This window comes from Phyllobacterium sophorae (assembly GCF_003010965.1).
GTDB lineage: Bacteria > Pseudomonadota > Alphaproteobacteria > Rhizobiales > Rhizobiaceae > Phyllobacterium > Phyllobacterium sophorae.
Genome location: NZ_PGGM01000003.1, coordinates 615,370 through 624,568, shown reverse-complemented (window position 1 = coordinate 624,568; position 9,199 = coordinate 615,370). Strand labels below are relative to the sequence as shown.

Below are 9,199 nucleotides of genomic sequence, written 5' to 3'. Positions count from 1 at the left end.
CACGCTCCTTCACCAGCTTCACCGCTTCAAGCTTGTATTCGCGGCTGAACTTTCGTCTTTGCATTCATACTCTCCGGTTTCACGCAGAACACCTTAACTCAGTGTCTATGAAACCGGCAGCAGGCCATGTGATTGGAACTCACGCGAGGCGAAGACAGCGAGCGAGTTGTCGTTAATATGTCGAATGTCATCAGGTTTTACCGGGACGCTGAGGACGAGCGTACAATAATTTGCGCAGGTACCGGCGCGGGCGACAATCTTAGCTTTCGTGTTCTCGAACCAGTTAAATATATTCAGAACGCGATATCTCAAGAGCAAGAAAGGCTTGCACGAATTGGTGTCGAACCCGCGACTGCAACCAGTTGAGTCCTGTCTGGTCCCTCCATGTGAGTCGGAGGTGGCACTTGTAACCGCCCCTGATCAGTCCGCGTTTTCTGGCAATTTCTCCAATTTGGAGGCGTCGTAAACGCAGGCAATGGCGATAGCCTTACTGCCCTGCAGGACAGAAACGATTCTGAACGGTTTGTATTCTTGGTAGTCGCCATGCCAGAATTCGAATGTTCTGCTGAGATCAGTGAAAAACCCACCAGAGACATGGCTATCCAGATGGCGAGTAAAAACACTGGACTGTACAAATGATAGGACCAGTCATTTTGTCGATTTTTCAGTTTTCCAGCCATGAGTCAGGATGCGCTGCTGTTATTGTCGTTCGCGATGCCTGTCTCCGTCATTTCCTGCTCCACGGCCATGACGGCGATGATCACATCATCACGTAGGCCCTGGTCGAAAAGCCTCATCACGGTTCTTGCGAGACGGTTCGCATGCTCATGGGTGTGCGAGCAGCGTCCAAGCATCTCGGATGCTTTGACATGGGCGCGCTGCATCAGGTTCCATTGTTCGGTGGTATAAGTGTGCTGGCTGATCGGGTGAAGCATGGTGCTCTCCCTAGCTACGGCGGGAGCACGTTCCATCTCTCAAGCGCCGGTGGCCAAAGATGCCGGCGACCCCAGAGTTGTCCTCCAGCGGACGCGCGGAGTCAAACAATTCGCAATTGGCGAACAAATTCCAACGCTTGCAATCCTCGGGCCGGAACCATTTGGGCTGACATTGGTTTTGGCACGAATGGCGGACACAGTCATGGATGAGAAAGACGAGAAACCAGAAATCGCCAAAGTAGTCAGGGAACAACTGAACCGCTCCTCCTACAGGGATGCGCTGCGCAGTCGCTACAAGCCCATAGCCAATGACGCAAAGTCTGACGATCTGCTAAAGCGTCTGGCGGAGAAAGAGCCAAAGGAATAGGGGTGATACATGGTTTCGCTGCGGCATCGGAATATGTTCTCATTTCATTTTCAGACGCCCACAGCACCGCCACGATGGAAGGTTGCTGTGGGCGGAGCTTCCTTTTCAGAGAACAGCCATATCAAGCAACATGCTGTTGCACGCCACAGGAGCGAAGACATTCACTATTGCGACAAATACACGACCTTGCGGTTCTTGGTCGAAACGATGATGGGGCGCTTTTCGACATAAACGTAACTGTAGTCCGGATTGTCTGGAATCGGCACCAACTCGATATCTTCCGGTATAGCAGTTCCTACAGCCACATCCCCTTCAATCACGATGGGGTCGGATGGGTGGGCAATCACGTAGTCCCGGGTTGGCTGGGGGACCTCGATTATGACTGTGTCTTGCGCAAACACGTTTCCAACACTCGCGAGCGCCATCGCCGCGGTTAACAGAAATAGCCGGTTCATGATTTTCTCCCTTGGGGCGACTCTCGCCGCCCCTGAAACCATCGATATGCTGTTTGGTTCCAAGGCAGTATCGCAATCCGGAAAGAAATCTTTCTGAGACGGAGGCGATTGATCAAATCATTGATGGGCGGGATTGTGGGGCACTAAACAAGTTACACATCGTGTGTATCGTTCGAACATCGTGGCGAGCGACGCGAATTCCAGTTCTTTTATGAGCAAGCTGCGCTCCGTCAACGCTGCAATCGCAGCATGAACATCGCCGCCATGTTCAGCAAGCAATCGTCCAATTTGCCCTCGTGCTTTGATGCCGGTGCGCTCACGCGCCCTCTCCTGCACAAGACTCTCTGTTCCCCCGCGAGATAGAGGTTTCATCGTTCAATTGTCGCGTATGTTTTTATGAAAGCCCGTTATCCGATAGTGCAGGATTCGAACACCTGCCGCCTGCGACCCCAAAGGACCATCAATGCCAAAAGTCAGAACAAAGCAGCGAAGCGGCGCCGATCTTCAGCTGGCCCCCACGGTCATTGCGATGCGGCTTCCGATGATGGCACTGGAATGCCTCGCCAGCAAGACGAAGGGGCCGGAAACGACCCGGGCGGTCTCTGAAAAAGTCGCGGCGATTATGGACGGCACTGTTTCCGCGTAACTGTCGATGATGTATTCAGTCACAACGTTCTGGTTCGACGTCACGACCGGCAAATCACCGTCCGGGTTGATGACTCAAGCTGTCAACAAAGCGACAGAAAGCAGCGCTCAAGCCTGGCAGGAAGACGTTGCGGGCGAACTACAAGCGGTTGGTGCCCGGCGTCTGACGAGCCTTGCTAGTCGCCAATCAGATTGAACGCCGTAGGTGTGGACATTGCACCGTTTCGGCCTATAGCCGCTTGTGTGTGATGTAAATGCCTGCCTCTTTGGCGGCTTCAATGAAGGCGTCCCGACAGGCCGTACAAGTGACCCTTCCGTCTAGGGCATCGAGACATGCTTGTTTTGCTGCCTGGAGTTTGTCGCCGCTCCTCATGGGCCAACGCGCAACGAGCCACTCCTCCGCTTGGCCAACGGACCTGATGTTTTTCGCCTTACCCAAGTCAGTGGCAATGGTCACACTGGGAAATGGAAGCTCGCGCATGCCGATAAAACGTGCAGCCCAGCTCTGCGTTCCTTTGTCGTCCGGCGGACATATCGTTGCGCGGGCAAAGGTTCGGCGTATTATTCATGGGTAAGGGACTTTTGATGGGGAATAATTATGAATGCCTCAGCGTCTCAACCGCCGGTTGGAATGCCCGCATTGCGGCACATTGTACCTTAAATTTCCACCCATATTGTCGGATGACAGTCTCGTTGCCTGCAGCACGTGCGGCGCGCTGCTTGGCGAATGGCTTCAGCTTAAAAGGGATTTCTGTATCCAGGGCGGACAGAGTGGCGTCTTTGCGCTTCACGACGGCCAAATCATCCGAATAGATAGACCATCCATCGAGGGTTCTTCTTAACGATCGAGCCTCTTGGATGACTGCGGCGAAAAGCATGGCGGAAAGCAAAACGGAGCTGACCCGAAAGCCCGATCAACACGGAGAGTTATTTGAACTTGGCCGACGGGGCTGTTTGGTCCCCGCTCGCCGACCTGTGGACCTGCCGGCAGCGGAAGAATAACTCCAATCCGGGAAAGCGACATCGGACAAAGACCTAGCGGCAACAATCAAAAGGCCTAAAGCTTGTGTGATGTAGATGTCTGCCTCTTTGGCAGCCTCATGAAAGCGTCACGCCAGGTCGTGCGCGCGACGCCGGAAATGCGTAAGAGCCAAGCTGAGGCCATTCAGGGGGCGTACTTCCAAGGCCCGGGTGCAATAGCGCGGGAGTCCCGTGATGCTTCGCCCGCATGCCCTCGGGTGCATCGATCCCTGATACGTTTGATGTACGTTTCCTAGACCACGGTATGATTCCGTCTCCATTGCGAATGGAGATAATGAACCACATCAGAAACGGGACCGTCAGAAGGAGACGACCATGAGTATGGACAATACCTCCCGCCCCGGTAGACCGAAACCAATGGCTGGCGGTATGGAGGTGGCCATGGACGTATATGAGGCAGTCACAAGCCGACGGGCGGTGCGCGGATTCAAGAACGAGCCTGTGTCGAGGACGGTACTTGAGCGCGTGCTGTCCGCCGCAGCTTGGTCGCCGTCCGGATCGAACATCCAGCCGTGGAACACCTACGTGCTGACCGGCGCGCCGCTGGTCGAGCTCAAGACGTGCGCCGTCGAGCGCGTGGCCCACGGCGACCGTTGGGACGAGCGGCAGTACGAAATGTACCCGCCCGTGCTGAAGTCCCCGTACGCGGAGCGCCGATCCGCCTTCGGCAAGGAGCGCTACAGCGCGCTCGGCATAGCACGCGAGGACTGGGAGGCGCGCCAGCGGGCCGCGATCGCCAACTGGAACTGCTTTGGCGCGCCCGCCGCCCTATTCTGCTACATCGACCGCGACCTGGGCCGGCCCCAATGGGCCGACGTCGGCATGTATCTGCAGACCGTCATGCTGCTGCTTCGCGCTGAAGGGCTGCACAGTTGCCCGCAGATGGCGTGGTCGCAGGTTCGCGAGACGGTCGCGGAGGTCCTGTCACCTCCGGACGGGCTCATCCTCTTCTGCGGCATGTCGATCGGGTACGAGGACCCCGCGGTAAGTTCCGCCCGTACGGGCCGCGCCCCGCTCCACGAGACGGTCACGTTCGTCGGGTAATTACTTGCGCTCAAAGGACAAGAGACCCCTTCTGTGATTCTTGCGCATGATACGTCCTTTGTCATGCGTGATATTGGAGAACGCCATGACCACGCATAAAGTAGGCTATTTCATCGGCAGCCTCGCCAAGGGCTCAATCAATCGCAAGCTCGCCAAGGCGTTGGTGCGGTGCGCCCCGCCGGAACTTGAAATGTCGGAGATATCCTTCAAGGACCTGCCGCTCTACAGCTACGACTATGACGCCGACTACCCCCCGGCTGGCAAGGCATTCAAGGCGGCAATCGCAGCCGTCGACGCCGTGCTGTTCGTCACGCCCGAATACAATCGATCCATACCCGGCGGGCTGAAAAACGCAATCGACTGGGCGAGCCGCCCCTATGGCACCAACTCCTTCACGCGCAAGCCGTCAGCGGTGATCGGCACGTCGCCGGGCGCGATAGGCACAGCAGTTGCCCAGCAGAATTTGCGCAGCGTGCTTAGTTTCTGCAACTCTCCCCAGATGAATGCCCCGGAAGCCTACATCCAGTTCACACCGGGACTGATCACCGATGATGGCGAGGTCACGAACGACACCACTGCTGATTTCCTTCGCACTTTCATGCAGGACTTCCATGTCTTCATCGCAAGAGTTCGCTCGGTGCTGCCGAAAGATGCCTAGAGGGGCCACAACAAGAACACCTCTAAGCTGTCGGTCCCTCGGAGGAGCCATGAACATTCTTCTGCGATATCTCGCCCGCACTTGTTTTCCGCCTTTCCTGTGGCATGAACGGCAGAAGCCGCTTTGTATTATTTACAACGACAATCTGGACACTACGCAATGCGAGAGTTGGCTTCTTTGTTGCCAGCGACCTGGTCAACATGATTGGCCAGGGCCGAACCTTTGAGAGTTTGAAATCCCGGTGCAAAGAATGCGACGTCGCCGATTGCGATGCCGTGCCCTATGAAGCTGACCGCGACCAAGTCAACAAGAAGCGGGTTGTCTGGCGTCCGGTACAGATGTAGCGCGCCGCCGATCTCCCTGAATACAGCCGGTGCGTTGATCGACAACGCCACAATCTGCGCGCCGATTGCTGCTCATACCGTCATTGCGTGAAACTCGATCTGGAAGCCCTCCAACTTGGCCGGGATCACGGCTCCATCATAACGACCTGGTGCCCAAGCTTAAATTAGGGATGTCGGCCTGATCCTGTTGACCGAAGAGACGGAGGGGCCAGGACATGCATGATCGAAAGAAAACTTCGTCCCAGCCGAATTTTAGGAGTTGGATGGTGCCGCAAAAATCATTGACCGGCCAAGTAGGCAAGCGGGACCTTTGGCATGGGATCGGGCGGAGTCATGATCCTCGCGTATTCGGTCTCGGCCAGACCGTAAAAACCTTTGGCCTCAGCGATCAAGCCCGCCCGGTTCAATATCCGGATGCTGCCACGCGAAGTCTTGATCAAGTGTTTGCCTTCCAGCAGATGCAATGTTTCCGTGACCCACGGACGACGCATTGCCAACATGACGGCGATGAACTCATGGGTGGTTGAAATATTCGCTCCTGTCGTTCGGTCGTGCAGCATCAGCAGCCATCGTGCTAGTCTCGTTTCGGCATTGGCCATTCCGTTGATCAGCGCTGTCGAAGATGCCTGAATGATCAGGGTCTGCACGTAGCGCAGCAAGTAGCGTTCCAAGGAGCGGCTCTTGTCCAGCGCCGCTACAAGCGCCCAAGCCGGCAGAACGTAACCAGCGCCGGCCGACTGAATATAACTGTCGAGCGGCGTTCGATCGTCACCCATAATGAGAGCCGTTCCCGTCATGCCTTCAAAGCCAATCAGAGCTACCTCAACATCTTTGCCTACAGGGCTTTGTATAACCCTGGACGCAATGCACGATTCCGGGAAGACAACGGAGGTTATCGGCTGGTGCGAGCGAACAAGATAGTGGTCCAGAGCAAATTGCCGGTGCTGGAGGTGTGATCCAATCAAGGCAAAATTCTCCGGCGTCAATCCGTGCAATAATTTGTTTGTGGTCTTTGACTGATCAATGGTCATCGAACTTTCCACCACGTTCAACAACGTGGCAAATCAGGATCTAAGCGGACCCCGGAAATGTCGCAGTGATTGGAATACGTTATCGCCACGCGGTCGGGCAATATATTTTTGCTCAGAAGCCTAGAGCCGCTTCCTTTGAAAAATACTATACACGAAGATGCGCCAATAGCCTAATCGGGCCGGCTTTTGGCCAGCGCCTGTATCGCGTCCGCGACATTGATGCCATCGCCGTGGATGTCTCTAGCCCAATGCTGATGTCGCCGAGATTGACACCGATGCGGAGATCGAGCCGCTGTTCGGGCGGCGCAAGGTCGTTCCGCTTTGCCTTCTGCCGCTGCACCTCTACCGCGCAGCGCAGCGCAACGCAACGGCCACGCTGTGGAATTCCCCTAATATGCCCATGGTCTTCACCAGGCGGCCATGATGCTCGGATCGTTGGTCTAAGACTTTCTTCAGGTCTGTCTGAAACCGCGCGTACCCTCTTCGTTGATCTGGCGTAGGCGGCTTTAACCAACGATATCGGCGATCAGCATGGCTGCGAGGTGGCGCTACCCGGCGTGCAATGCACCCGATCAATACCTACTGCCATCTCGAGGCCATCGTGGAGCGGGAGGAGCCGAAACCTTTCAATTCGACGGAACACGGTCGCCTGATAACGCATAAACTTCGATAGGTTCACCGACACCTCGCAACGGGAACAAGCCGAGATTCTCCATTTGGGATTGGCACGACGCCATTTCGACGAACGCCTTGGACAGCAGAACGGGACGCTTGATTTCCTTGGTCAGGCTCTCGAGCCGCGAGGCAACATTAACCGCTGGACCTATGACCGTGAAGTCAAGCCGTCTGCGGGAACCGATGTTGCCGTACATGACGTCACCGACGTGGACGCCGATGCCGTAACCAAGCGGGTCATGGCCCTTCAGCATGTTTTCCTCGTTCAGCGTGGCCACTGCGGTCTGCGCTTCGCTGATCGCCTGAAGAAGATTGGCGCACGCCCTCCCGTCGCTCAGCGGGAAGATCGCCAGAAGCCCGTCGCCCATGAATTTGAGGATTTCCCCACCGTGACTCTCGATCGGTCCCGACATTGCGTCAAAATAGCCGTTCAAAAGTTCAATGACGTCATCCCGGGGCCAAAGATCGGAAATTGCCGTGAAGTTGCGAAGATCGCAGATCAGGATCGCAGCGCCAACCGTCACACCACTGCCGCGGGTCGTTGCGCCGGCGAGGATCTTCTCGCTGGCATGCGGGCCGACATAGGTTTCCAGCAGCGTGCGAGCGAGACGGTTCTTCAACCTGATTTCACTGACCAGAGCAAAGGCCGGAAGCAGGTCCGCAAGCAACGCCAGATGATCTTTGCTAAAGCCGCCCGGCCGGTCGCTGGCGAAGGTGATGACGTGACGCTTGTCGAGCGTATGTTCGAGCGGCCAGGCGATATAGTCGGTATAGCCATCAGCGCGCAGCTCATCATAAAGCGAATACCTGGAACCAGGCTCCCCCAGCCGCTGGCGGACAACGCTGGCTCCACTATTGATCTCGTACAGGGGACTGTTCAGATACTGTTCGGTTTCTTCTACACCATATTCGAAGGTCTGGATTTCCGCCTCTGAAATCCCCGTGCGCCATAGGATTCGTGCGCCAATCCATTGGGGATGATGAATTCTGAAATGGAGCGTCGCTCTGCCAACCGGCACGCCGGCATCCAGGAGCCTTTGGCACATCTCGACCAGGATGTTGTCGATGAAACGTTCATGACGGGTTTCGGTTACCAACCAATCAAGTATTTTCCGGCGCTGCTGTGGCCAGACACCTTCGTCCGGCGAAGCAATGGCCACGTTTGACACAGACGTCATTTTAACTCTCCATTACGGTCGTTTTGGGCTGCCAGGCTGAGGCTGGTCTCGGCGCGCACAACCGCAATGTCCGTATTGCGCCGACGACGCGAAGCCGGCGATGCCCACCCTCTGTGCATCTTCGAGCACATGATTGTTTGTAACGATGAGACCACCGGGTGAAATAGCAAAGCCGGATCCGTGCCCGGCCCGCCCGATACGACTAACCGCCGGTCCGACACGTCCGACAGCATCGGCGACCGTTCTCGAATACCCATCAATCAGGTCTACGTCACCTGAAGGAAGGATTTGTTTGTCTACGAAGCCCATTGGATAGCCCACTGCGCGAGGAACTGCATGATACCCGACGTGCGAAGAACGGCTCGCCCTGTTCCAAAAAGTGTGCTAGCACGGTCGCAATCGGGGCATTGATGCACGGATCGTGCCTCTAATATGGTCGTCGCCTGCCGCCGTTCAAGAGTGCCGGCACAGGCTTGCGACTCGGCCAACAGGACTTGTTTCGGATACTGCGTCAGATTGGATGCGAACATGTAGCCCGCGCCGGCGTCGTGGCGCAGGAGCGTATCGACTTAGACCGGGACGGCAACGTGGACGAGACGAACCACACGCCTCAAACGCACATTTCCCAGGACTACCTCTATCACCTTCGCTTCCCACATCGAGGGCGATCGATATCTCGGGCGGCGAGCGGTAGACATCAGGATGCCGCCGCGGGAGCTGAAATTGTCTTTGCCGATGGACCCTCCGAAACTGCGCATCTTGTGATCGGGGGCAGACGGGATTTGTTCCGTCTTGCGGAAGAGTTTAAATCCGGAGCAATACGAAC

10 protein-coding genes and 2 pseudogenes are annotated in these 9,199 nt (G+C 56.2%); 4 read left to right on the top strand and 8 right to left on the bottom strand.

The window, feature by feature from the left end; all coding sequences use genetic code 11:
- Positions 1 to 683: 683 nt before the first annotated feature.
- A complete protein-coding gene (locus tag CU103_RS10840; protein ID WP_106663888.1) occupies positions 684 to 935 on the bottom strand; it encodes a hypothetical protein in 252 nt (83 codons plus the stop codon).
- Between the two features lie 202 nt (positions 936 to 1,137).
- On the opposite strand from CU103_RS10840, the gene CU103_RS31370 reads away from it, so the two are divergent.
- The gene (locus CU103_RS31370; protein WP_162707244.1) at positions 1,138 to 1,302 is read left to right on the top strand and encodes a hypothetical protein; all 165 of its coding nucleotides are present in this window, start codon (positions 1,138 to 1,140) and stop codon (positions 1,300 to 1,302) included.
- A gap of 164 nt (positions 1,303 to 1,466) precedes the next feature.
- On the opposite strand, the gene CU103_RS10830 is transcribed toward CU103_RS31370, so the two are convergent.
- Complete coding sequence (locus CU103_RS10830) at positions 1,467 to 1,757, bottom strand: DUF1236 domain-containing protein (protein WP_106663886.1); 291 nt, start codon at positions 1,755 to 1,757, stop codon at positions 1,467 to 1,469.
- Positions 1,758 to 2,220: 463 nt separating this feature from the next.
- On the opposite strand from CU103_RS10830, the gene CU103_RS10820 reads away from it, so the two are divergent.
- A complete protein-coding gene (locus CU103_RS10820; protein WP_106663884.1) occupies positions 2,221 to 2,403 on the top strand; it encodes a hypothetical protein in 183 nt (60 codons plus the stop codon).
- A gap of 228 nt (positions 2,404 to 2,631) precedes the next feature.
- Here CU103_RS10820 and CU103_RS10815 read toward each other — a convergent pair whose 3' ends face one another.
- Complete coding sequence (locus tag CU103_RS10815) at positions 2,632 to 2,883, bottom strand: DUF982 domain-containing protein (RefSeq protein ID WP_106663883.1); 252 nt, start codon at positions 2,881 to 2,883, stop codon at positions 2,632 to 2,634.
- A gap of 941 nt (positions 2,884 to 3,824) precedes the next feature.
- Between CU103_RS10815 and CU103_RS10805 the strand changes: the two genes are divergently transcribed.
- Together CU103_RS10805 and CU103_RS10800 are read left to right on the top strand one after the other, a co-directional pair.
- On the top strand, positions 3,825 to 4,487 hold the full coding sequence (locus CU103_RS10805; protein ID WP_106663957.1) for a nitroreductase: 663 nt from the start codon (positions 3,825 to 3,827) through the stop codon (positions 4,485 to 4,487).
- An 85-nt stretch (positions 4,488 to 4,572) separates the two neighbouring features.
- Positions 4,573 to 5,145, top strand: a complete 573-nt coding sequence (locus tag CU103_RS10800; RefSeq protein ID WP_106663881.1) for an NADPH-dependent FMN reductase — start codon at positions 4,573 to 4,575, stop codon at positions 5,143 to 5,145.
- 152 nt (positions 5,146 to 5,297) lie between these two features.
- On the opposite strand, the gene CU103_RS10795 is transcribed toward CU103_RS10800, so the two are convergent.
- The 5 genes and pseudogenes from CU103_RS10795 to CU103_RS32015 all read right to left on the bottom strand — a co-directional run.
- Entirely contained in the window at positions 5,298 to 5,534 is a 237-nt protein-coding gene (locus tag CU103_RS10795; protein ID WP_106663880.1) for a hypothetical protein, read from the bottom strand.
- A 233-nt stretch (positions 5,535 to 5,767) separates the two neighbouring features.
- Positions 5,768 to 6,520 carry a Crp/Fnr family transcriptional regulator gene (locus tag CU103_RS10790; protein ID WP_106663879.1) on the bottom strand — a complete coding sequence of 251 codons (753 nt, stop codon included), beginning with the start codon at positions 6,518 to 6,520 and terminating at the stop codon, positions 5,768 to 5,770.
- A 185-nt stretch (positions 6,521 to 6,705) separates the two neighbouring features.
- A pseudogene (locus CU103_RS32020) lies at positions 6,706 to 7,011 on the bottom strand (nucleotidyl cyclase domain-containing protein); the annotation flags it as partial.
- 135 nt (positions 7,012 to 7,146) lie between these two features.
- Positions 7,147 to 8,373, bottom strand: a complete 1,227-nt coding sequence (locus CU103_RS10785) for an adenylate/guanylate cyclase domain-containing protein (protein WP_106663878.1) — start codon at positions 8,371 to 8,373, stop codon at positions 7,147 to 7,149.
- Positions 8,374 to 8,414: 41 nt separating this feature from the next.
- Positions 8,415 to 8,682: pseudogene (locus CU103_RS32015) on the bottom strand (trypsin-like peptidase domain-containing protein); the annotation flags it as partial.
- Positions 8,683 to 9,199: the final 517 nt, after the last annotated feature.

Excerpts from the sequence above, each read along its gene's own strand:
- CU103_RS10840 (WP_106663888.1), bottom strand. The coding sequence starts at position 935 with ATGCTTCACCCGATCAGCCAGCACACTTATACCACCGAACAATGGAAC.
- CU103_RS31370 (WP_162707244.1), top strand. The coding sequence starts at position 1,138 with ATGGATGAGAAAGACGAGAAACCAGAAATCGCCAAAGTAGTCAGGGAA.
- CU103_RS10830 (WP_106663886.1), bottom strand. The coding sequence starts at position 1,757 with ATGAACCGGCTATTTCTGTTAACCGCGGCGATGGCGCTCGCGAGTGTT.
- CU103_RS10820 (WP_106663884.1), top strand. The coding sequence starts at position 2,221 with ATGCCAAAAGTCAGAACAAAGCAGCGAAGCGGCGCCGATCTTCAGCTG.
- CU103_RS10815 (WP_106663883.1), bottom strand. The coding sequence starts at position 2,883 with ATGCGCGAGCTTCCATTTCCCAGTGTGACCATTGCCACTGACTTGGGT.
- CU103_RS10805 (WP_106663957.1), top strand. The coding sequence starts at position 3,825 with ATGGACGTATATGAGGCAGTCACAAGCCGACGGGCGGTGCGCGGATTC.
- CU103_RS10800 (WP_106663881.1), top strand. The coding sequence starts at position 4,573 with ATGACCACGCATAAAGTAGGCTATTTCATCGGCAGCCTCGCCAAGGGC.
- CU103_RS10790 (WP_106663879.1), bottom strand. The coding sequence starts at position 6,520 with ATGACCATTGATCAGTCAAAGACCACAAACAAATTATTGCACGGATTG.
- CU103_RS10785 (WP_106663878.1), bottom strand. The coding sequence starts at position 8,373 with ATGACGTCTGTGTCAAACGTGGCCATTGCTTCGCCGGACGAAGGTGTC.